The following is a 20703-nucleotide window of genomic DNA, read 5'->3' on the forward strand; positions in this document are numbered from 1 at the left end:
TAAAAAAGAAGTTGAGTTCAGTTTATCTCAACTTCTTTTATTTTCTATAAGATAATGGTTGGTCCGTAGAGACTCAACTTGGTCTTGACTTGGTCAAAGTGGAAGCGGTCATAGGCCCGCCAAGCGGCGCGAGTAGGAGCATCTGGATTGAGAGCGCTGAGTCCCATGAGAAGACTGGAAGTCTGATAAAATTTTTCCAGTTCAATCAAGACTCGATTATCCACTGTCTCAGCTTTGGCTAGAAAGCCAAGAATAGAGTTTAATTGCTCCTGAAAGCGGACGTCGTCAGAGGTTGCCTGTTTGCATGCTTGGTAGGCTTTGTTTAAGTCAGTAATCAAAGTCTGAGCTCTTTTGATAGGGTCTGTATCTGTCATGAGAATTCCTCCTTTAATCTGGGTGCCAGTCTTGTTTCTAGCAACTGTGTTTTGATACTGTCAGTCTATCACTTTTATCTCCTTTTTCACCATCAAATCTTTAATTGCCCTTGAAATTTCCTGAATGGTACTGTTAAGATTTTATGATAAAATAGTGGTAAGATTATCATGCTTATTTGAGGAACAAGCTACCCTTCAGGAGCGTTGAAGGCCTGTTTAGGATTTGGTGGGCTTGTATCATAGTATTTTTGCTATTCTCTTTTTAGGAAGAAATTGAAACAAGGAGAGTAAGAAGATGAGAATATTTGTTTTAGAAGATGATTTTTCCCAACAGACTAGGATTGAAACGACCATTGAAAAACTCTTGAAGGAACATCAGATTATTCCTAGCTCTTTTAAAGTTTTTGGCAAGCCAGATCAGCTGCTGGCAGAGGTGCATGAGAAGGGGGCGCATCAGCTATTCTTTTTGGATATTGAGATTCGAAATGAGGAGATGAAGGGTCTGGAAGTGGCTAGAAAGATTCGGGATCGGGATCCTTATGCCTTAATCGTCTTTGTGACGACTCACTCGGAGTTTATGCCCCTGTCCTTTCGCTACCAAGTGTCTGCTCTGGACTACATTGATAAGGCCTTGTCAGCAGAGGAGTTTGAATCTCGTATCGAGACAGCCCTTCTCTATGCCAATAGTCAAGATAGTAAAAGTTTGGCGGAAGATTGCTTTTACTTTAAATCAAAATTTGCCCAATTCCAGTATCCTTTTAAAGAGGTCTACTATCTCGAAACATCGCCCAGAGCCCATCGTGTTATTCTCTATACCAAGACAGATAGGCTGGAATTTACAGCGAGTTTAGAGGAGGTTTTCAAGCAGGAGCCCCGTCTCTTGCAGTGCCACCGCTCATTTCTCATCAATCCTGCCAATGTGGTTCGTTTGGATAAGAAAGAAAAACTCCTTTTCTTTCCCAATGGTGGAAGCTGTATGATAGCGCGTTATAAGGTCAGGGAAGTGTCTGAGGCTATCAATAACTTACACTAAGTGAGGTAATGTAATGGAAATAGTTTGGAAGATAGTATATACATTTTTGATAGTTGGATTGGAATTGTTTATATTTTTTAAGGTGGATGGAATTGTTCTAACTCTGGAGAGATTTTTTAAAGCTTTTCTTTTTAAGTTACTTTTAGCAGTCGTTTTTGTAACGATTAACTATATAGTAGGAAATACTTACCTATCTTATTTTACGGAACCCTTGTACGGTATAGGCTTGTCTTTCTTATTGTTAAGAGGGCTTCCTAAAAAACTCCTTTTCTTTTATGGTCTCTTTCCAATGATATTGGTGAATCTCTTTTATAGAGGTATTTCTTATTTTGTGCTTCCATTTTTGGGACAAGAGCAAGTACATGATGATTACTCTTTGATTTGGTTGTGTATAATAATTTTCAATTTCTTCATTTCTCTAGCCTTTTTGAAATGGTTAGACTATGATTTCACTAACTTGAGAAGGGAGATTCTAGATAAAGCTTTTCAAAAGTCCCTTACTAAGATTAACTGGATAATGGGGGCTTACTATTTGGTGATACAAAATCTGTCTTACTTTGAATATGAACAGGGGATTCAATCAAAGACTGTTCGCCATCTCATCCTAGTCTTTTACTTGCTCTTTTTTATGGGAATTATTAAGAAATTGGATACCTATTTGAAGGACAAACTCCATGAGAGATTGGACCAAGAACAGGCCTTGCGCTACAGAGATATGGAGCGATATAGTCGGCATATAGAGGAGCTTTACAAAGAAGTACGGAGCTTTCGTCATGATTATACCAACCTCTTGACCAGCTTACGTCTGGGCATTGAAGAGGAGGATATGGAGCAGATAAAAGAGGTCTACGACTCGGTCTTAAAGGATTCCAGTGAGAAATTACATGACAATAAATATGACCTTGGTCGATTGGTAAATATTCGTGATAAAGCCCTCAAAAGTCTTCTAGCAGGGAAATTTCTAAAAGCTAGGGATAAGAAGATTATCTTTAATGTCGAAGTTCCTGAGGAGATTCAGGTCGAGGGGATGAGCTTGCTTGACTTTCTAACCATTGTGTCCATCCTTTGTGACAATGCTATTGAAGCCAGTGCAGAGGCCAGTCAACCTCATGTTTCAATCGCCTTTTTAAAAAATGGAGAACAAGAGACCTTTATTATTGAAAACTCTATCAAAGAAGAGGGCATCGATATTTCTGAAATCTTCTCCTTTGGAGCAAGTTCTAAAGGGGAGGAGAGAGGAGTTGGTCTCTATACCGTCATGAAGATTGTGGAAAGCCATCCTAATACCAGTCTAAATACCACCTGTCAAAATCAAATCTTTCGTCAAGTTTTAACAGTTCACTCGATGTCAGTTGATGATTAGAAGACTTGTGTAAAAAAGTACTACCTGTAGTCATCAATTAAAATGCCATAGTATATGAGGTATCCTATATGAATAAGAAATCCTTTTTTATCATCTGTTCTACGTTGATCATAGCATCGAATCTTCTCATGATTTCCGTGGTGAATAAGGGAGAAGAAACGGGGAGCAACCTGTTTGTGATTGCTATAGCCTGTGTTATGTTACCAGCCTTTTTATATGCAGTTGAAAACAGACTTACTTCAATGGTAAGAGTAGAATCAATACTCCTGATTCAGTTGACAGTTATATCCCTACTCCGTCTTATCAACAGAATAGGGAGTACGCCTGAAATCCTCAACATTATCATTACCCTTATCGCTTTGGCAAGTGGGACAGCTGCTATTCTTGTTGCAATCATGAGAATATATGAGAACAGACGGAAGTAAGGGTGAATCGTTTTCGATTATTGTTAAATTCCCATAGGGCAAGTATGTTTTCATGCTTGCTTTTTTAAATTTTTTACAATTCAAGATGTTTTGATGACCATTTATGATTTGAGTGTTCCAAGGATAAAATGAGTGCTATACTAGCAGTGTAAAGGTTGTAGCTAAACTAAGATAAAGCATACATTTGGGAGGAAATTTTATGAAGAAAAAAATACTGATCATTTTCGTTCTGTATCTGATTATGTCTATCCTTCTTTATCCGCTTAGGGAGAGTATTTGGTATCATCTATTTTATACTATAGCTTATATCATTGCGGTTATAATCTATCTTGCTTTAACTAAAAAGAAAGGAGAAAAGAAATGAAAACTTTTCTTGCTAAAAAACGGAACATCTTCCTTGCGAGATTGTTCCTAGGTCAGTTGCCCTTGATTGTCTCTACTTATCTATTTCTATCTCGTCAGTTTTTAAATTTTTCCTTGGTTTTCCAATTTCTCTTAGTGGTTATTAACTTGGCTTCTATTTTGGTCACTGTTTACCTCACAAGGGAGATGAGGATAAGAGAGTTTGAAGATGATGATTTGGTTAGTCCTAGAACCAATCAACTTATGTATATCGGCTTGACAGGTTTTATGTCTATTATATGTTTGTATAGAGGTATCACAGCAGGAGAATTCTATCAACAATTAATTGCCTATATTGGCGCTATTCTCTGCTTGCTTATCATGCTTCTACTCATTTGGGGTTTGAAATATTATAAAAAGTAGGGAAGAACTTTCTTCTTAATCTGTGACTAGTCTATGGTCTGATAAGAGGAGGTCATCATGTATACACACTTATTTTTCCTAGATTCCAAAACTTTAGACCGGTTGACACCCTATATTCTAGATTTGGCTTCTGACACCATTGCTTTTAATGTTTTTGTGCTAACCTTTGTATCTGTGGTGGTCTTTTATTTCCTAAATCCCATGCTATCTTTAATAGCTATCTTCTTAGGGGGTGGTTATGTGATAGTATTTTGGATACTCAAATGGTTTGTTTTGGAAAGGCTAGAGTTAAAGGATGAGTTGTAGGGAAGTTTGTTGAGGAGGATAGTTTTATGGCCATTTTCAATAAATGTCATGCCTTGTTTTTGGGATTTTTAGTCTTTGCAATCGTTGGTGCAGCGGGATATTCTATTAATCAAGGAGATTATTTTCAACACCAGTACACATTCATTGTTGTAAAGAGTCTCTTGCTTTTCCTTAGTTTTGGCTATGCGAGATGGTTTGATATGATTTCTTTTGGGATGTTAAGCAAGAAACAACTCTTACTCTTCATTGGAATCTTTCTTCTCACGGTGCTGGTAAATATAGGCTATCATGCCTTTTTCTCAGTTGCTTCTGGCGCCTCGGCTCAACACCTTGAGGAAGCGAGTAAAGGACTGTCGCTTTCCTTTATTGTCAGTGCCACAGTTTTGGCTCCTATTCAGGAGGAACTCCTGTTTAGAGGACTTCTTCAGGGTGCTGTTTTTGACAATTCTTGGTTAGGGCTTGTACTGACTTCCTCTCTCTTTTCTTTCATGCATGATCCTTATGATATTCCTTCGTTTTGCTATTATCTTTTCGGGGGCTTGTTGCTGGGCTTTGCTTATAAAAAGAGTCAAAACCTATGGGTTTCTACCCTAGTTCACATGTTTTACAATGCTTGGCCACTCTTATATTATTTATAAAAATCATGAAAAGGTAAGCAGAAGACGGTGCTTGCCTTTTTCTTTCTATAATGATACCCAAGCCAATCCAGAGGCTTTTCTTTGAGAATCGGGTTAGAGCGGTTGACGAATAGGTCAAAAACTAGTAGAATAGTAAGGAAACTTTATACGGAGGAAAGAAATGGATTTGGGTGATAATGAGCTAACACTGACTCCCATACCTGGGAAAAGTGGCAAGGCTTATATGGGTAGCTATCCTGATGGGAAGCGCATCTTTGTAAAAATGAACACCTCTCCAATCCTACCTGGTCTAGCTAGAGAACAAATTGCTCCACAATTATTATGGAGTCGCCGTTTGGCAGATGGGCGTGATATGTGTGCTCAAGAATGGTTGACAGGCAAGATATTGACCCCCTATGATATGAATCGTAAACAAATCGTCAATATTTTAACCCGTCTTCATCGCTCACGTCCGTTGATGACACAGTTGAGTCGGTTGGGATATGCCATGGAAACACCTGTAGATTTACTACAGTCTTGGCAGGAAACGGCTCCAGATGCTTTGCGTAAAAATCATTTTATCAGTGAAGTGATGGCTGATTTACGTCAGACTATTCCAGGATTTAGAGAGGATCATGCGACTATTGTCCATGGAGATGTACGACATAGTAATTGGATTGAGACAGACAGTGGCTTGATTTATTTGGTAGATTGGGATTCGGTTCGCTTGACCGACCGCATGTTTGATGTGGCCCATATGCTCTGCCATTATATTCCAGAACATCAGTGGAAGGAATGGTTGACCTACTACGGTTACAAGTACAATCAAACGGTATTAAATAAATTGTATTGGTACGGTCAATTGTCTTATTTGAGCCAGATTTCCAAGTATTATATGAACCAAGATTTAGAAAATGTCAATCGGGAGATTCATGGCCTGCGTCACTTCCGAGACAAGTATGGAAAGAGAAGATGAGAGTTAGAAATCGTAAAGGGGCGACAGAATTACTAGAGGCAAATCCCCAGTATGTGGTCCTCAATCCCTTGGGAGCCAAGGGAAAATGGCGGGACCTGTTTGGCAATGACAATCCCATTCATGTGGAAGTTGGAAGTGGAAAGGGTGCCTTTGTTTCAGGTATGGCCAAGCAAAATCCTGACATCAACTATATCGGGATTGATATTCAAAAGTCTGTTTTGAGCTACGCTTTGGACAAGGTGCTTGAAGTTGGAGTACCTAATATCAAGCTTTTGTGGGTAGATGGTTCTGACTTGACTGACTACTTTGAAGACGGTGAGATTGATCGCTTGTATCTGAACTTTTCAGATCCATGGCCTAAAAAACGCCATGAAAAGCGTCGTTTGACCTACAAAACCTTCTTGGATACCTTTAAGCGTATCTTGCCTGAAAATGGAGAAATTCATTTCAAGACGGATAACCGTGGCTTATTTGAGTACAGCCTAGTGAGCTTTTCTCAGTATGGCATGAAGCTCAATGGTGTCTGGCTTGATTTACATGCCAGTGATTTTGAAGGCAATGTCATGACTGAATATGAGCAAAAATTCTCCAACAAGGGGCAAGTTATCTACCGAGTTGAGGCAGAATTTTAAGAATTAGCCTGAAATCAGGCAGTATGAGTGCTTTTGCTTTACATAAGTTGGCAAACGTGCTATACTAATAGTAAGAATATGAGAAAGAGAGGCGGGGAAATATCTTCGCCTCTTGCTTATGAGGAGGTGGACGCAATCGCAACAATCGTAGAATTAGTCAGAGAAGTTGTAGAACCTGTCATAGAAGCTCCTTTCGAACTCGTGGATATCGAGTATGGAAAGATTGGCAGTGACATGATTCTCAGTATTTTTGTAGATAAACCTGAAGGAATTACCTTGAACGACACGGCAGACTTGACAGAAATTATTAGTCCTGTCCTAGACACTATCAAGCCAGATCCCTTCCCAGAACAATATTTCCTAGAAATCACCAGTCCAGGCTTGGAACGTCCTTTAAAAACCAAGGATGCCGTTGCTGGAGCGGTTGGGAAATACATTCATGTCGGGCTATACCAAGCCATCGATAAGCAAAAGGTCTTTGAAGGAACCTTGTTGGCCTTCGAAGAGGACGAGTTGACCATGGAATATATGGACAAGACGCGTAAGAAAACCGTCCAAATTCCATACAGTTTAGTATCAAAAGCACGTTTAGCAGTTAAATTATAGAAAAAGAAAGGATAGCTTTTGAGGATTCAAAAGTGAAGAAAACATGAGTAAAGAAATGCTAGAGGCCTTCCGCATTTTGGAAGAAGACAAGGGAATCAAAAAAGAAGATATCATCGACGCAGTAGTAGAGTCGCTTCGTTCCGCTTATCGCAGACGCTATGGTCAATCAGACAGCGTAGCTATTGACTTTAACGAAAAAACAGGTGACTTTACAGTTTATACTGTCCGTGAAGTGGTTGATGAAGTATTTGATAGCCGTTTGGAAATCAGCTTGAAAGATGCTCTTGCCATTAATTCAGCCTATGAGCTTGGCGACAAAATCAAGTTTGAAGAAGCACCTGCCGAGTTTGGTCGTGTAGCAGCCCAATCTGCCAAACAAACCATCATGGAAAAAATGCGCAAGCAAACACGTGCCATCACTTACAATACTTACAAAGAACATGAGCAAGAAATCATGTCTGGTACAGTAGAACGCTTTGACAACCGCTTTATCTATGTCAACCTTGGCAGCATTGAAGCCCAATTGTCAAAACAAGACCAAATCCCTGGGGAAGTTTTTGCTTCTCATGATCGTATCGAAGTTTATGTTTACAAGGTTGAAGATAACCCTCGTGGTGTCAACGTCTTTGTTAGCCGTAGCCATCCAGAAATGATCAAACGTTTGATGGAGCAAGAAATTCCTGAAGTTTATGATGGAACTGTTGAAATCATGAGCGTGGCTCGTGAAGCAGGTGACCGTACTAAGGTTGCTGTTCGTAGCCATAATCCAAACGTGGACGCTATCGGTACAATCGTTGGACGTGGTGGAGCTAACATCAAGAAAATCACTAGCAAATTCCACCCAGCTCGCTATGATGCTAAGAGCGACCGTATGGTACCAATCGAAGAAAATATCGACGTTATCGAGTGGGTAGCAGATCCAGCTGAATTTATCTACAATGCCATTGCTCCTGCTGAAGTTGACCAAGTTATCTTTGATGAAAACGACAGCAAACGTGCCTTGGTGGTTGTTCCAGATAACAAGCTTTCTCTTGCCATCGGTCGTCGTGGGCAAAACGTTCGCTTGGCAGCTCACTTGACTGGTTACCGTATCGATATCAAGTCTGCTAGCGAATTTGAAGCTATGGAAGAAGCTGGTTCGGTAGATTTGGAAGCAGAAAACGATACTGTAGAAGAATAAAAGCTGCTAGAGGAGGGAAAGATGAAAACGAGAAAAATCCCTTTGCGCAAGTCTGTTGTGTCTAACGAAGTGATTGATAAGCGTGATTTGCTCCGTATTGTCAAGAACAAGGAAGGACAAGTCTTTATTGATCCGACAGGCAAGGCCAACGGCCGCGGCGCTTATATCAAGCTAGACAATGCTGAAGCCCTAGAGGCAAAAAAGAAGAAGGTCTTTAACCGTAGCTTTGACATGGAAGTGGAAGAAAGCTTTTATGATGAGTTGATCGCTTATGTGGATCACAAAGTGAAAAGAAGAGAGTTAGGACTTGAATAAGCAAAAGATAAGCAATCTCTTGGGACTTGCTCAACGAGCAGGGCGTATCATATCGGGTGAAGAATTGGTGGTCAAGGCCATTCAAGACGGCAAGGCCAAGTTGGTCTTTCTAGCCCATGATGCTGCCCCCAATCTGACCAAGAAGATTCAAGATAAAAGTCATTATTATCAAGTAGAAATTGTAACCGTGTTTTCAACACTGGAATTAAGCATAGCAGTCGGGAAATCGAGAAAGGTTTTGGCTGTAACAGATGCTGGATTTACAAAGAAAATGAGGTCTCTTATGGAATAGAAGAGGAGGACATGATTTGTCTAAGAAAAGATTGTACGAAATCGCAAAAGAACTTGGAAAAGAAAGTAAAGAAGTTGTAGCGCGTGCAAAAGAGTTGGGCTTGGATGTGAAAAGCCACTCATCAAGTGTGGAAGAAGCTGTCGCTGCAAAAATCGCTGCCAGCTTTAAGCCTGCAGCTGCTCCGAAAGCAGAAGCAAAACCTGCAGCACCAAAAGCAAGTGCAGAAAGGAAAGCCGAAAAATCTGAGTCAGCTAAACCAGCTGTAGCTAAGGAAGAGGCAAAAGCGCCAGAGCAAGTTGCTCCGAAGGCAGAAAAAGTAGCAGCTAAACCGCAAAGCCGTAATTTTAAGGCTGAGCGTGAAGCTCGTGCCAAAGAACAGGCAGAACGACGCAAGCAAAATAAGGGCAATAACCGTGACCAACAAAACGGAAACCGTCAGAAAAACGATGGCCGTAATGGTGGAAAACAAGGTCAAGGCAATCGCGACAATCGTCGCTTTAATGACCAAGCTAAGAAACAGCAAGGTCAGCAAAATCGTGGAAATGAGCGCCGTCAACAAGAGGACAAACGTCCACATCAAGCGGCTCCACGTATTGACTTTAAAGCCCGTGCAGCAGCCCTAAAAGCAGAGCAAAATGCAGAGTACGCACGTTCAAGTGAGGAACGTTTCAAGCAGACTCAGGCTGCCAAAGAAGCCTTGGCCCAAGCAAACAAACGCAAGGAGCCAGAGGAAATCTTTGAAGAAGTGGCTAAGTTAGCTGAACAAGCGCAACAAGAACAGCAAGTTCAAGCAGTGGTTGAACTTGCTCCTGTAGCTAAAGAAGCGCCAGTGGATACACGTCGTAAAAAACAAGCTCGACCAGACAAAGAACGTGATGATTATGATCACGAAGAAGATGGTCCTAGAAAACAACAAAAGAATCGAAGTAGTCAAAATCAAGTGAGAAATCAAAAGAATAGTAACTGGAATAACAACAAAAAGAACAAAAAAGGCAATAACAAGAACAACCGTAATCAGACTCCAAAACCTGTTACGGAGCGTAAATTCCATGAATTGCCAACAGAATTTGAATATACAGATGGTATGACCGTTGCGGAAATCGCAAAACGTATCAAACGTGAACCGGCTGAAATCGTTAAGAAACTTTTCATGATGGGTGTCATGGCCACACAAAACCAATCCTTGGATGGGGAAACAATTGAACTCCTCATGGTGGATTATGGTATCGAAGCCAAACAAAAGGTTGAAGTGGATAATGCCGATATCGAACGTTTCTTTGTCGAAGATGGCTATCTTAATGAAGATGAATTGGTTGAGCGTCCACCAGTTGTAACCATCATGGGACACGTTGACCACGGTAAAACAACACTCCTAGATACCCTTCGTAACTCTCGCGTTGCGACAGGTGAAGCAGGTGGTATCACTCAGCATATCGGTGCCTACCAAATCGTTGAAAATGGCAAGAAGATTACCTTCCTTGATACTCCAGGACACGCGGCCTTTACATCTATGCGTGCGCGTGGTGCTTCTGTTACCGATATTACGATCTTGGTCGTAGCGGCAGATGACGGGGTTATGCCTCAGACTATCGAAGCCATCAACCACTCAAAAGCGGCCAACGTTCCAATCATCGTAGCCATTAACAAGATTGATAAACCAGGTGCTAACCCAGAACGCGTTATCGGTGAATTGGCAGAGCATGGGGTTATGTCAACTGCTTGGGGTGGAGATTCTGAATTTGTTGAAATCTCAGCTAAATTCAACCAAAATATCGAAGAATTGTTGGAAACAGTCCTTCTTGTGGCTGAAATCCAAGAACTCAAGGCAGACCCAACAGTGCGTGCGATCGGTACAGTTATCGAAGCTCGCTTGGATAAAGGAAAAGGTGCGGTCGCAACCCTTCTTGTTCAACAAGGTACCTTGAATGTTCAAGACCCAATCGTTGTCGGAAATACCTTCGGTCGTGTCCGTGCTATGACCAACGACCTTGGTCGTCGTGTTAAGGTTGCTGGACCATCAACACCAGTTTCAATCACAGGTTTGAATGAAGCACCGATGGCGGGTGACCACTTTGCCGTTTACGAGGATGAAAAATCTGCGCGTGCAGCAGGTGAAGAGCGTGCCAAACGTGCCCTTATGAAACAACGTCAAGCTACCCAACGTGTCAGTCTTGAAAACCTCTTTGATACCCTTAAAGCTGGTGAACTCAAATCAGTTAACGTTATCATTAAGGCCGACGTACAAGGTTCTGTTGAAGCCCTTTCTGCCTCACTTCAAAAGATCGACGTGGAAGGTGTCAAAGTGACCATCGTTCACTCAGCGGTCGGTGCGATCAACGAATCAGACGTAACCCTTGCCGAAGCTTCAAATGCCTTTATCGTTGGTTTCAACGTACGTCCTACACCACAAGCTCGTCAACAAGCAGAAGCTGACGATGTGGAAATCCGTCTTCACAGCATTATCTACAAGGTTATTGAAGAGATGGAAGAAGCCATGAAAGGGATGCTTGATCCAGAATTTGAAGAAAAAGTTATCGGTGAAGCAGTTATTCGTGAAACCTTCAAGGTGTCTAAAGTGGGAACTATCGGTGGATTCATGGTTATCAACGGTAAGGTTACCCGTGACTCTAAAGTCCGTGTTATCCGTGACGGTGTTGTTATCTATGACGGTGAACTCGCAAGCTTGAAACACTACAAAGACGACGTCAAAGAAGTTACAAACGGTCGTGAAGGTGGATTGATGATTGATGGCTACAATGATATCAAGATGGATGATGTGATTGAGGCGTATGTCATGGAAGAAATCAAACGATAAGATTTTTTGCTCCTTTCTTAGGTGGTGAGGGACGCAAGCAAACCAATGGTTTCATTGCTTATTTTTGAGCCTAGGGTCTCAAAAATCCCCTGTTATGGGACTGATAAATCAGTTCCATAACTTTCACCACGGCGAAAGAAGCAGATGATTTCAAATTGAACTTCGTTCCAATTTGAAATGAAAATCAATAAGTTTAAAAATAGCTAGGTCTGCTGGCCTAGCTTTTGGTTCAAAGTAGAGAAAGGAATATCATGGCAAATCATTTCCGTACGGATCGTGTGGGCATGGAAATCAAGCGTGAAGTCAATGAGATTTTGCAAAAGAAAGTCCGTGATCCACGTGTCCAAGGTGTGACCATCACAGATGTTCAGATGCTAGGTGACTTGTCTGTTGCCAAGGTTTACTACACCATTTTGAGTAACCTTGCTTCAGATAATCAAAAAGCTCAAATCGGGCTTGAAAAAGCAACTGGCACCATCAAACGTGAACTTGGTCGCAATTTGAAATTGTACAAAATCCCAGATTTGACCTTCGTCAAAGACGAATCCATCGAATATGGAAACAAGATTGACGAAATGCTACGCAATCTGGATAAGAACTAAAGAAGAGGGGCAACCCTCTTTTTTGGTGGGTGAACTCTTCTAGCTATTAATAGCTGTATTAGCAAAAAAACAGTTTAAAAAATTTGTAAATACCTCATAGTATGATATGATAAAGTTTAATAGGAATGATAAATGGAGATAGAGATGGGCAAACAAGAGTTAGCGATGCAAGTGCTGCAACAAGTGGTGAAATTACCCATGGTCAAAGTTAATCGAGAAAAATTTTTAGTTGACAAATTTTCTAAAGAGTTAGATCGAAAGGATATTGCTACATTATCGGAAAAAGGTCCGACCTCTTTGTTAACAAAGGAAAGCTTGGATCGAGTTGCTAAGACCTGTATTAAGGACAATGTTCTACGAGCAAGCGGGACTTCGATTTTGGCAGGTTTACCTGGCGGTATTGCCATGGCAATCACTATTCCAACAGATGTAGTTCAGTTTTATGCTTTTTCATTAAAGTTGGCCCAAGAACTAGGCTATATTTATGGATTTGATGATCTTTGGTAATCCCGTGATGAATTGAGCGAGGATGCTCAAAATACACTCTTGCTTTATCTCGGTGTCATGCTAGGGGTAAATGGAGCAGGGGCTTTACTTCGCTCTGGAGGTGTGACAGTTGCCAAGCATGTGATGAAGACGATTCCGCAGAAAGCTTTGACAAAGACACTTTGGTATCCTATTCTGGAGAAAGTTTTGAAAATTTTTGGAGTCAGCTTGACAAAGGGAATGGGAAAAGTGATTCCTATTTTAGGGGGTGTCCTTTCTGGTGGCTTAACCTTTGCGACCATGAAGCCGATGGGGGAAAGACTGCAAAAGGAATTATCCAAATTAGTTAATTATAATGAAGGGCAGTATCAAATAGATATTGATACTATCCGAAAAGAAGCTGAAATCATCGAAGGTGAGTAATATGGGACTCATAAAAACTCTAGCTAAAACTTACGGGAATTACTTTTTGACCGTGCAAGGTATAAAAGTAATGAAAACGATAAAGAAAGATGATAATGCCGTTGTCGGTTTGGGGAAACTTTTTATTGCCGACAAGTTAATGGATACGGCTCGGTGGCTCATTAAGCCAGAGGAGAGAGAATGAAATTTTTTTTGGGTCTTCTTGCTATTATTTTTATCAAACCAATTTTTGGGATTATGAAATTCCTGTGGATGATCATCTCTTTTGCGGTCCAATTGCTGTTTTACAAGATATTATTTAAAATATTGGATTGGCTTTTTAAACTTATCTAGATGGTAATCCAAATCGCAGAGAACTAGCAGGAACTCTACTGCTAGTTTTTTAATCTCTTTCCTTATGGTATAATGAAAGAAGTAAAATCATTTTAGAACATACAATGGAGGTCGTCATGGATAATATCATCGATGTGTCAATTCCTGTTGCAGAAGTGGTGGACAAGCATCCAGAAGTCTTGGAAATCCTAGTGGAGCTGGGTTTTAAACCTCTAGCCAATCCTTTGATGCGCAACACCGTTGGGCGCAAAGTATCGCTTAAACAGGGTTCTAAGCTTGAAGGAACTCCTATGGACAAGATTGTCCGCATACTGGAAGCGAATGGCTACGAAGTGATTGGTTTAGACTAATGGTAGATGAACGGATTCATGTCCTGCGGGATATTTTGTTAGAATTGCACAATGGTGCCTCTCCTGAGTCGATTCAGGAGCGTTTTGATGCGACCTTTGCGGGTGTCTCAGCCATCGAGATTTCCCTCATGGAGCACGAGCTGATGAACTCAGACTCAGGTGTCACCTTTGAAGATGTCATGGAACTCTGCGATGTCCATGCCAATCTTTTTAAAAATGCTATTAAAGGTGTTGAAGTTTCAGATACCGAACACCCTGGGCACCCAGTTCGTGTCTTTAAGGAAGAAAATCTGGCTCTCCGCGCTGCCTTGATTCGCATTCGGAGATTGTTAGATACTTATGAGTCTATGGAAGATGAAGAAATGCTTGCGGAGATGCGCAAGGGTTTGGTGCGTCAGATGGGACTTGTGGGGCAATTTGACATCCACTACCAGCGTAAGGAAGAGCTCTTCTTCCCCATCATGGAGCGCTATGGACACGATTCCCCTCCTAAGGTCATGTGGGGAGTGGATGACCAGATTAGGGAACTCTTTCAAACAGCTCTAACAACAGCCGAGTCACTGCCAGAAGTGTCAATTAGCAGCGTAAAAGAAGCTTTTGAAGCCTTTGCGACAGAGTTTGAAAGTATGATTTTCAAGGAAGAGTCCATCCTTCTCATGATTCTCCTTGAGTCCTTTACTCAGGATGACTGGCTTCAGATTGCGGAGGAGAGCGATACCTATGGCTATGCCATCATCCGTCCGTCTGAGAAATGGGTGCCAGAAAGACAGAGTTTTGTTGAGGAAAAGAGCGCAGAGGAGCCTATTCAGCTAGAAACGGTAGAGGGTCAAGTTCAGAAAGTCATCGATACGCCAGAAGGTCAGTTTACAATTACCTTTACTCCTAAGGAAAAGGAAGCAGTGCTGGACCGTCATAGTCAACAGTCTTTTGGCAATGGCTATCTCTCGGTCGAGCAGGCCAATCTCATTCTCAATCACCTCCCTATGGAGATTACTTTTGTCAATAAAGACGATATTTTCCAGTATTATAATGACAATACGCCGACTGACGAGATGATTTTCAAACGGACGCCGTCACAAGTTGGGCGCAATGTTGAACTCTGTCATCCACCTAAGTATTTGGACAAGGTTAAGACCATTATGAAGGGGCTTCGTGAGGGTACTAAGGACAAGTATGAAATGTGGTTCAAGTCTGAGTCGCGAGGTAAGTTTGTCCACATCACCTACGCAGCAGTGCACGATGAAGAGGGAGAATTTCAAGGGGTGCTGGAGTATGTTCAGGATATCCAGCCCTACCGTGAGATTGACACGGACTATTTCCGTGGATTAGAATAAGGAGAAAAAATGAGTTACGAACAAGAATTTATGAAGGAATTTGAAGCTTGGGTCAATACCCAGATTATGATCAATGACATGGCACACAAGGAAAGCCAAAAAGTCTACGAAGAGGACCAAGACGAGCGTGCCAAAGATGCCATGATTCGCTACGAAAGCCGCTTGGATGCTTATCAGTTCTTGCTTGGTAAGTTTGAAAACTTCAAAGCAGGTAAGGGATTCCATGATTTGCCAGATGGCTTGTTTGGTGAGCGAAATTATTAAACGAGATAGGTTCTTGATTTTTTACTAAAATCTTGATAGAATATTTATATTAAATCCTTGTCAGAGCAGGGGTTTTTTATTGAAAGGATTTTATCATGTCAAAGAAACTCAATCGTAAAAAACAATTACGAAATAGCCTCCGTCGTGCAGGTGCTTTTTCAAGTACTGTGACTAAGGTTGTAGAAGAGACAAAAAAAGTCGTGAAACGTGCAGAACAGTCAGCAAGCCAAGCTGGTAAGGCTGTTTCTAAAAAAGTTGAACAAGCAGTAGAAGCTACCAAAGAGCAAGCTCAAAAAGTAGCCAATTCTGTAGAAGATTTTGCAGCAAACTTGGGTGGACTTCCACTTGACCGTGCTAAGACCTTCTATGATGAAGGAATCAAGTCTGCTTCAGATTTCAAAAACTGGACTGAAAAAGAACTCCTTGCCTTGAAAGGAATCGGCCCAGCTACCATCAAGAAATTGAAAGAAAACGGCATCAAATTCAAGTAATCTTTCTTGTCCCTTGCATTTCCGAAAGAATCTTGCTACAATAGAGCCATTAGAGGTGTTTTGAATCTCGCATTTTACAGAAAGTGGCGGCGCTGAGAAGTCCACAAATGTGTCAAAACTGGTTGCTAATGACTGAAAAATTGAAATAAAAGTGTCTTTTTGTTTTAAAGACGAGAGTTGCGGGCGTTGCCCGAATTTGGGTGGTACCGCGGATAAACACATTCGTCCCTGTCATGGATATGGCAGGGCTTTTCTTTTGTGTCTTAGGCAAAGGAGGTTGTCATGAAGCAATCTTTTAACACAAGTAAACTCTATTATGGTTTTCCTATCTTCATTTTGGGGTATCAGGATCAGAATTTTGGACACAATATTACGACCTGTAGCTCCTCTTATAGCCTGGGAGATTGGCTGGTCATCGGTGTTGGCACTGAGGAAAATGCGGCTGACCAGATTAAGTACTATCAGAAGTTCACCGTAAATATTCCTGATGAAAATCTCATGCTCGATATGGAGCAGGCTGGTTTTATCAGTCATCGGGAGAAACTGAAACACCTGGGGCTAGACTACGAGATTTCTGAACGGACTCAGGCACCGATTTTAGAGGATTGTCCAGTCGTTTTGAATTGTCAGGTAGATCGGATTATCGAGGAAGAGGGAATTTGTCATATTTTCGCTAAGATTGTTGAGCGACTTGCTGATCCAGATCTCTTGAATGAGAAAGGGCATTTTAAAAATGACCGTTTTTCACCGACTTACTTTATGGGGGACGGTCACCAGCGCGTTTATCGCTATTTAGATAACCGTGTTGACCCTATGGGGAGCTTCATAAAGAAAGCGAGGAAGAAGGATGTCAAGAGCTGAATTACCAGAACGCTTGGAAACAGAACGTCTCGTTTTACGAGTCCGTACTGTGGCGGATGCTGAGGATATCCATGCTTATGCAAGTCTCCCAGAAGTCTCTTACCCAGCTGGCTTTCTACCCGTCAAGACCTTGGAAGATGAGATTTATTATCTGGAGCTTATCCTTCCTGAGCGCAATGAGAAGGATAATCTTCCAGCTGGCTATGGGATCGTCGTCAAAGGAACCAATAAAGTCATTGGTTCTGTTGACTTCAATCACCGCCATGCGGACGATGTGCTAGAGCTTGGCTATACCTTGCACCCAGACTATTGGGGGCAAGGCTACGTACCAGAAGCAGCGTTTGCCTTGATTGACTTAGCCTTTAAAGATTTGGGTCTTCACAAGATTGAACTGACTTGTTTTGGTTATAATGTCCAAAGCCAACAAGTCGCTGAGAAACTTGGTTTCACTCTTGAAGCTCGCATCCGGGACAGAAAGGATGTTCAAGGAAATCGCTGTGACAGTCTGATATATGGCTTGCTGAGGAGTGAGTGGGAGGTGATTTGATGCATCTTTTCATTATTGGGGCTCCGGCTTCTGGGAAAATGACGATTGGTCAAGAGTTATCTCGACTGACAGATGCTACCCTCTTTTATAACCATCAAGCCATCGATTTTGCATTAGAAATCTATCAGGACTTTACAGAGGAAATGTGGGAATTTGTTCGTGGAATCACTTTTTCTTTCCTTGGAGCAAGTGCAAGAAATCAGCAATCAGTAATTTTAACTGACGTAATTGATTTTTCAAATCAGTACCAGCTGATGTATTTAAAGCAAATTCAGGATTTATTGGATAACTTTCATCAAGAGATTCTGTTTGTTGAGTTGGAAACAAGTCTTGAAGAGCGTTTACGTCGAAATCGAACGGAGAACCGGTTGAAGCACAAGCCCTTGAAACGGCATATTGAGATATCTGAAAGAGAAATTTTAGAGATCACTGAAACCCTTCAATTAAATTCCCAACATCAACCGAATGAGCTGCACCACTACTTTAAAATAAATAATACGAATTTGTCTGCAGAAGAAGCTGCTAAGCAAATTCAAAATAAAATGAATACAATAGAGAAAGGACACACACATGTCTAAAGAACTTTCACCTAAATACAATCCAGCCGAGGTTGAGGCTGGCCGTTACCAAAAATGGCTTGACGCTGATGTTTTCAAGCCTTCAGGAGATCAAAAGGCTAAGCCTTATTCAATCGTCATTCCACCACCAAACGTAACTGGTAAACTTCACCTTGGTCACGCTTGGGATACGACTTTGCAGGATATCATTATCCGTCAAAAACGTATGCAAGGTTTCGACACGCTTTGGCTTCCAGGGATGGACCACGCTGGGATTGCCACTCAGGCTAAGGTTGAGGAGCGCTTGCGTGGAGAGGGCATTACCCGTTATGACCTCGGACGTGAATCTTTCTTGACGAAAGTCTGGGAATGGAAAGACGAATATGCCACTACCATCAAGGAACAATGGGGCAAGATGGGGCTCTCTGTAGACTATTCTCGTGAGCGTTTCACTCTTGACGAAGGTTTGTCAAAAGCTGTTCGTAAGGTCTTTGTGGACCTTTACAAGAAAGGTTGGATCTACCGTGGTGAATTTATTATCAACTGGGACCCAGCAGCTCGCACAGCCCTTTCTGATATCGAGGTTATCCATAAGGATGTCGAAGGTGCCTTCTACCACATGAACTACATGCTGGAAGACGGCTCACGCGCCCTTGAAGTGGCAACAACTCGTCCTGAGACTATGTTTGGGGACGTTGCCGTTGCGGTCAACCCAGAAGACCCACGCTACAAGGACTTGATCGGAAAAAACGTCATCCTTCCAATCGCTAATAAACTGATTCCAATCGTTGCGGATGAGCACGCCGACCCTGAGTTTGGTACTGGTGTCGTGAAAATCACGCCTGCTCACGATCCAAACGACTTCTTGGTTGGTCAACGTCATAACTTGCCACAAGTCAACGTCATGAACGACGACGGAACTATGAACGAGCTTGCCTTCGAATTTGCAGGCATGGATCGTTTTGAAACTCGTAAGGCAGTCGTTGCTAAGTTGGAAGAAATCGGCGCTCTCGTTAAAATCGAAAAACGTGTTCACAGTGTTGGTCACTCAGAACGTACAGGTGTTGTGGTCGAACCACGCTTGTCAACGCAATGGTTCGTCAAGATGGACCAATTGGCGAAAAATGCCATTGCCAACCAAGACACAGAGGACAAGGTCGAATTCTATCCACCTCGTTTCAACGATACCTTCCTCCAATGGATGGAAAATGTCCACGACTGGGTTATCTCTCGTCAGCTCTGGTGGGGTCATCAAATCCCTGCTTGGTACAATGCTGAGGGAGAAATGTATGTTGGTGAAGAAGCTCCAGAAGGTGACGGATGGACTCAGGATGAAGACGTCTTGGATACTTGGTTCAGTTCTGCCCTCTGGCCATTCTCAACCATGGGCTGGCCTGATGTCGACTCAGAAGATTTCAAACGTTACTTCCCTACTTCAACCTTGGTAACAGGTTACGACATCATCTTCTTCTGGGTATCTCGTATGATCTTCCAATCCTTGGAATTCACTGGTCGTCAGCCATTCCAAAACGTCCTTATCCACGGTCTTATCCGTGACGAGCAAGGACGCAAGATGTCTAAGTCACTCGGTAACGGGATTGACCCGATGGATGTCATCGAGAAATACGGTGCCGATGCCCTTCGTTGGTTCCTTTCAAACGGTTCTGCACCAGGTCAAGACGTGCGCTTTTCTTACGAGAAAATGGATGCTTCATGGAACTTCATTAACAAGATTTGGAACATCTCTCGCTACATCCTCATGAACAATGAAGGCTTGACCCTTGAGCAAGCAACTGTCAATGTCGAAAAAGTTGCCAACAAGGAAGCTGGTAATGTCACTGACCGCTGGATTCTCCACAACCTCAATGAAACCATCGGAAAAGCAACTGCTAACTTTGACAAGTTTGAGTTTGGTGTCGCTGGTCACATCCTCTACAACTTCATCTGGGATGAGTTTGCGGACTGGTACGTTGAGTTGACTAAGGAAGTCCTTTATAGCGACAACGAAGAAGAGAAAGTCATCACACGTTCTGTTCTCCTTTACACTTTGGACAAGATCCTTCGTCTCCTCCACCCAATCATGCCATTTGTGACAGAGGAAATCTTTGGACAAATCTCAGAAGGCTCAATCGTCACAGCAGAATACCCAACTGTTAATCCAGCCTTTGAAGACCTTGCGGCTCACACAGGTGTCGAAAGCCTCAAAGACTTGATCCGTGCTGTACGTAATGCGCGTGCGGAAGTAAACGTAGCACCAAGCAAACCTATCACTATCCTTGTTAAGACAAGCGATAGCGACTTGGAAGCCTTCTTTAACAGCAATGTCAACTACATCAAACGATTCACAAATCCTGAACACTTGGAAATCGCATCAACCATTCCTGCGCCTGAACTCGCTATGTCAAGCGTCATCACAGGAGCAGAAATCTACCTGCCACTCGCTGACCTCCTCAATGTCGAAGAAGAACTCGCTCGTCTCGACAAGGAGCTAGCTAAATGGCAAAAAGAACTGGATATGGTCGGTAAGAAGCTCTCTAACGAACGCTTCGTAGCCAATGCCAAACCAGAAGTCGTCCAAAAAGAACGCGACAAACAAGCCGACTACCAAGCTAAGTACGACGCGACCGTCGCACGTATTGATGAGATGAAGAAACTCGTTAAATAAACATAGAAACACGGTGATGAACCGTGTTTTTTGGTATAATGAAATTTAGATACGCTTACATTATTTTTTAAAAATATAAGGAGAATTTGAA

The 20703-nt window shown here is 42.0% G+C and carries 24 protein-coding genes and 1 pseudogene; 24 read left to right on the plus strand and 1 reads right to left on the minus strand.

All coding sequences use genetic code 11. From position 1 onward, the window contains the following. Positions 1 to 44: 44 nt before the first annotated feature. Positions 45 to 374, minus strand: a complete 330-nt coding sequence (locus KB197_RS02095) for a helicase BlpT (protein ID WP_125416345.1) — start codon at positions 372 to 374, stop codon at positions 45 to 47. 295 nt (positions 375 to 669) lie between these two features. Here KB197_RS02095 and KB197_RS02100 point away from each other — a divergent pair, with 295 nt between their 5' ends. From KB197_RS02100 to KB197_RS02215, 24 genes and pseudogenes are all read left to right on the plus strand, one after another. After that, positions 670 to 1407: a response regulator transcription factor gene (locus KB197_RS02100; RefSeq protein ID WP_125416347.1), complete on the plus strand. Its 738-nt coding sequence runs from the start codon at positions 670 to 672 to the stop codon at positions 1405 to 1407. Between the two features lie 13 nt (positions 1408 to 1420). After that, positions 1421 to 2770 (plus strand): sensor histidine kinase, encoded by a 1350-nt coding sequence (locus KB197_RS02105; protein ID WP_212573709.1) that lies wholly within the window; start codon positions 1421 to 1423, stop codon positions 2768 to 2770. 68 nt (positions 2771 to 2838) lie between these two features. Then, on the plus strand, positions 2839 to 3195 hold the full coding sequence (locus KB197_RS02110) for a hypothetical protein (RefSeq protein WP_084927026.1): 357 nt from the start codon (positions 2839 to 2841) through the stop codon (positions 3193 to 3195). Between the two features lie 360 nt (positions 3196 to 3555). Then, positions 3556 to 3960: a hypothetical protein gene (locus tag KB197_RS02115; RefSeq protein WP_060627124.1), complete on the plus strand. Its 405-nt coding sequence runs from the start codon at positions 3556 to 3558 to the stop codon at positions 3958 to 3960. Positions 3961 to 4017: 57 nt separating this feature from the next. After that, complete coding sequence (gene blpZ, locus KB197_RS02120; protein ID WP_125458171.1) at positions 4018 to 4266, plus strand: immunity protein BlpZ; 249 nt, start codon at positions 4018 to 4020, stop codon at positions 4264 to 4266. 26 nt (positions 4267 to 4292) lie between these two features. Beyond that, positions 4293 to 4904 carry a CPBP family intramembrane glutamic endopeptidase gene (locus tag KB197_RS02125; RefSeq protein ID WP_125456200.1) on the plus strand — a complete coding sequence of 204 codons (612 nt, stop codon included), beginning with the start codon at positions 4293 to 4295 and terminating at the stop codon, positions 4902 to 4904. 160 nt (positions 4905 to 5064) lie between these two features. Continuing rightward, the gene (ccrZ, locus tag KB197_RS02130; RefSeq protein ID WP_000362999.1) at positions 5065 to 5859 is read left to right on the plus strand and encodes a cell cycle regulator CcrZ; all 795 of its coding nucleotides are present in this window, start codon (positions 5065 to 5067) and stop codon (positions 5857 to 5859) included. Beyond that, positions 5856 to 6491: a tRNA (guanosine(46)-N7)-methyltransferase TrmB gene (gene trmB / locus KB197_RS02135; protein ID WP_001266106.1), complete on the plus strand. Its 636-nt coding sequence runs from the start codon at positions 5856 to 5858 to the stop codon at positions 6489 to 6491. The genes ccrZ and trmB overlap by 4 nt, the downstream gene beginning before the upstream one ends. Positions 6492 to 6617: 126 nt before the next feature. Next, positions 6618 to 7097, plus strand: coding sequence for a ribosome maturation factor RimP (rimP, locus tag KB197_RS02140; RefSeq protein ID WP_001808691.1), 480 nt, complete (start codon positions 6618 to 6620; stop codon positions 7095 to 7097). Between the two features lie 43 nt (positions 7098 to 7140). Continuing rightward, on the plus strand, positions 7141 to 8277 hold the full coding sequence (nusA, locus tag KB197_RS02145) for a transcription termination factor NusA (RefSeq protein WP_000032285.1): 1137 nt from the start codon (positions 7141 to 7143) through the stop codon (positions 8275 to 8277). A 21-nt stretch (positions 8278 to 8298) separates the two neighbouring features. After that, a complete protein-coding gene (gene rnpM, locus KB197_RS02150; RefSeq protein ID WP_000857557.1) occupies positions 8299 to 8592 on the plus strand; it encodes an RNase P modulator RnpM in 294 nt (97 codons plus the stop codon). Next, positions 8585 to 8884 carry a YlxQ-related RNA-binding protein gene (locus KB197_RS02155; protein WP_004261094.1) on the plus strand — a complete coding sequence of 100 codons (300 nt, stop codon included), beginning with the start codon at positions 8585 to 8587 and terminating at the stop codon, positions 8882 to 8884. The genes rnpM and KB197_RS02155 overlap by 8 nt, the downstream gene beginning before the upstream one ends. 16 nt (positions 8885 to 8900) lie before the next feature. Continuing rightward, positions 8901 to 11699, plus strand: coding sequence for a translation initiation factor IF-2 (infB, locus tag KB197_RS02160; RefSeq protein ID WP_004261097.1), 2799 nt, complete (start codon positions 8901 to 8903; stop codon positions 11697 to 11699). Between the two features lie 251 nt (positions 11700 to 11950). Beyond that, a complete protein-coding gene (gene rbfA, locus KB197_RS02165; RefSeq protein WP_001273601.1) occupies positions 11951 to 12301 on the plus strand; it encodes a 30S ribosome-binding factor RbfA in 351 nt (116 codons plus the stop codon). Between the two features lie 144 nt (positions 12302 to 12445). Next, positions 12446 to 13210 (plus strand): annotated as a pseudogene (locus KB197_RS02170) (hypothetical protein). A gap of 1 nt (position 13211) precedes the next feature. After that, complete coding sequence (locus KB197_RS02175; protein ID WP_212573708.1) at positions 13212 to 13394, plus strand: hypothetical protein; 183 nt, start codon at positions 13212 to 13214, stop codon at positions 13392 to 13394. 265 nt (positions 13395 to 13659) lie between these two features. Next, positions 13660 to 13893 carry a DUF1858 domain-containing protein gene (locus tag KB197_RS02180; protein WP_020903132.1) on the plus strand — a complete coding sequence of 78 codons (234 nt, stop codon included), beginning with the start codon at positions 13660 to 13662 and terminating at the stop codon, positions 13891 to 13893. Beyond that, positions 13893 to 15227 carry a DUF438 domain-containing protein gene (locus KB197_RS02185; protein ID WP_033684792.1) on the plus strand — a complete coding sequence of 445 codons (1335 nt, stop codon included), beginning with the start codon at positions 13893 to 13895 and terminating at the stop codon, positions 15225 to 15227. Before KB197_RS02180 ends, KB197_RS02185 begins: the two co-directional genes overlap by 1 nt. 9 nt (positions 15228 to 15236) lie before the next feature. Further along, entirely contained in the window at positions 15237 to 15491 is a 255-nt protein-coding gene (locus tag KB197_RS02190) for a DUF1912 family protein (protein WP_000119706.1), read from the plus strand. Positions 15492 to 15586: 95 nt separating this feature from the next. Then, the gene (locus tag KB197_RS02195) at positions 15587 to 15982 is read left to right on the plus strand and encodes a helix-hairpin-helix domain-containing protein (protein WP_000038635.1); all 396 of its coding nucleotides are present in this window, start codon (positions 15587 to 15589) and stop codon (positions 15980 to 15982) included. A 282-nt stretch (positions 15983 to 16264) separates the two neighbouring features. Continuing rightward, the gene (locus KB197_RS02200) at positions 16265 to 16843 is read left to right on the plus strand and encodes a flavin reductase family protein (protein WP_212573707.1); all 579 of its coding nucleotides are present in this window, start codon (positions 16265 to 16267) and stop codon (positions 16841 to 16843) included. Continuing rightward, positions 16830 to 17390: a GNAT family N-acetyltransferase gene (locus KB197_RS02205; protein ID WP_212573706.1), complete on the plus strand. Its 561-nt coding sequence runs from the start codon at positions 16830 to 16832 to the stop codon at positions 17388 to 17390. The genes KB197_RS02200 and KB197_RS02205 overlap by 14 nt, the downstream gene beginning before the upstream one ends. After that, positions 17390 to 17968 carry an AAA family ATPase gene (locus tag KB197_RS02210; protein WP_212573705.1) on the plus strand — a complete coding sequence of 193 codons (579 nt, stop codon included), beginning with the start codon at positions 17390 to 17392 and terminating at the stop codon, positions 17966 to 17968. Before KB197_RS02205 ends, KB197_RS02210 begins: the two co-directional genes overlap by 1 nt. Then, positions 17961 to 20612: a valine--tRNA ligase gene (locus KB197_RS02215; RefSeq protein WP_212573704.1), complete on the plus strand. Its 2652-nt coding sequence runs from the start codon at positions 17961 to 17963 to the stop codon at positions 20610 to 20612. The genes KB197_RS02210 and KB197_RS02215 overlap by 8 nt, the downstream gene beginning before the upstream one ends. The last annotated feature ends 91 nt before the right edge of the window (positions 20613 to 20703 follow it).

Origin of the sequence: Streptococcus sp. 11-4097, assembly GCF_018215285.2 — a bacterium.
GTDB lineage: Bacteria > Bacillota > Bacilli > Lactobacillales > Streptococcaceae > Streptococcus.

Excerpts from the sequence above, each read along its gene's own strand:
- KB197_RS02180 (WP_020903132.1), top strand. The coding sequence starts at position 13,660 with ATGGATAATATCATCGATGTGTCAATTCCTGTTGCAGAAGTGGTGGAC.
- KB197_RS02115 (WP_060627124.1), top strand. The coding sequence starts at position 3,556 with ATGAAAACTTTTCTTGCTAAAAAACGGAACATCTTCCTTGCGAGATTG.
- KB197_RS02190 (WP_000119706.1), top strand. The coding sequence starts at position 15,237 with ATGAGTTACGAACAAGAATTTATGAAGGAATTTGAAGCTTGGGTCAAT.
- KB197_RS02215 (WP_212573704.1), top strand. The coding sequence starts at position 17,961 with ATGTCTAAAGAACTTTCACCTAAATACAATCCAGCCGAGGTTGAGGCT.
- KB197_RS02105 (WP_212573709.1), top strand. The coding sequence starts at position 1,421 with ATGGAAATAGTTTGGAAGATAGTATATACATTTTTGATAGTTGGATTG.
- trmB (WP_001266106.1), top strand. The coding sequence starts at position 5,856 with ATGAGAGTTAGAAATCGTAAAGGGGCGACAGAATTACTAGAGGCAAAT.
- blpZ (WP_125458171.1), top strand. The coding sequence starts at position 4,018 with ATGTATACACACTTATTTTTCCTAGATTCCAAAACTTTAGACCGGTTG.
- KB197_RS02095 (WP_125416345.1), bottom strand. The coding sequence starts at position 374 with ATGACAGATACAGACCCTATCAAAAGAGCTCAGACTTTGATTACTGAC.
- KB197_RS02210 (WP_212573705.1), top strand. The coding sequence starts at position 17,390 with ATGCATCTTTTCATTATTGGGGCTCCGGCTTCTGGGAAAATGACGATT.
- KB197_RS02200 (WP_212573707.1), top strand. The coding sequence starts at position 16,265 with ATGAAGCAATCTTTTAACACAAGTAAACTCTATTATGGTTTTCCTATC.
- rnpM (WP_000857557.1), top strand. The coding sequence starts at position 8,299 with ATGAAAACGAGAAAAATCCCTTTGCGCAAGTCTGTTGTGTCTAACGAA.
- KB197_RS02195 (WP_000038635.1), top strand. The coding sequence starts at position 15,587 with ATGTCAAAGAAACTCAATCGTAAAAAACAATTACGAAATAGCCTCCGT.
- KB197_RS02125 (WP_125456200.1), top strand. The coding sequence starts at position 4,293 with ATGGCCATTTTCAATAAATGTCATGCCTTGTTTTTGGGATTTTTAGTC.
- rbfA (WP_001273601.1), top strand. The coding sequence starts at position 11,951 with ATGGCAAATCATTTCCGTACGGATCGTGTGGGCATGGAAATCAAGCGT.
- ccrZ (WP_000362999.1), top strand. The coding sequence starts at position 5,065 with ATGGATTTGGGTGATAATGAGCTAACACTGACTCCCATACCTGGGAAA.
- KB197_RS02110 (WP_084927026.1), top strand. The coding sequence starts at position 2,839 with ATGAATAAGAAATCCTTTTTTATCATCTGTTCTACGTTGATCATAGCA.
- KB197_RS02205 (WP_212573706.1), top strand. The coding sequence starts at position 16,830 with ATGTCAAGAGCTGAATTACCAGAACGCTTGGAAACAGAACGTCTCGTT.
- KB197_RS02175 (WP_212573708.1), top strand. The coding sequence starts at position 13,212 with ATGGGACTCATAAAAACTCTAGCTAAAACTTACGGGAATTACTTTTTG.
- nusA (WP_000032285.1), top strand. The coding sequence starts at position 7,141 with ATGAGTAAAGAAATGCTAGAGGCCTTCCGCATTTTGGAAGAAGACAAG.
- KB197_RS02100 (WP_125416347.1), top strand. The coding sequence starts at position 670 with ATGAGAATATTTGTTTTAGAAGATGATTTTTCCCAACAGACTAGGATT.
- KB197_RS02185 (WP_033684792.1), top strand. The coding sequence starts at position 13,893 with ATGGTAGATGAACGGATTCATGTCCTGCGGGATATTTTGTTAGAATTG.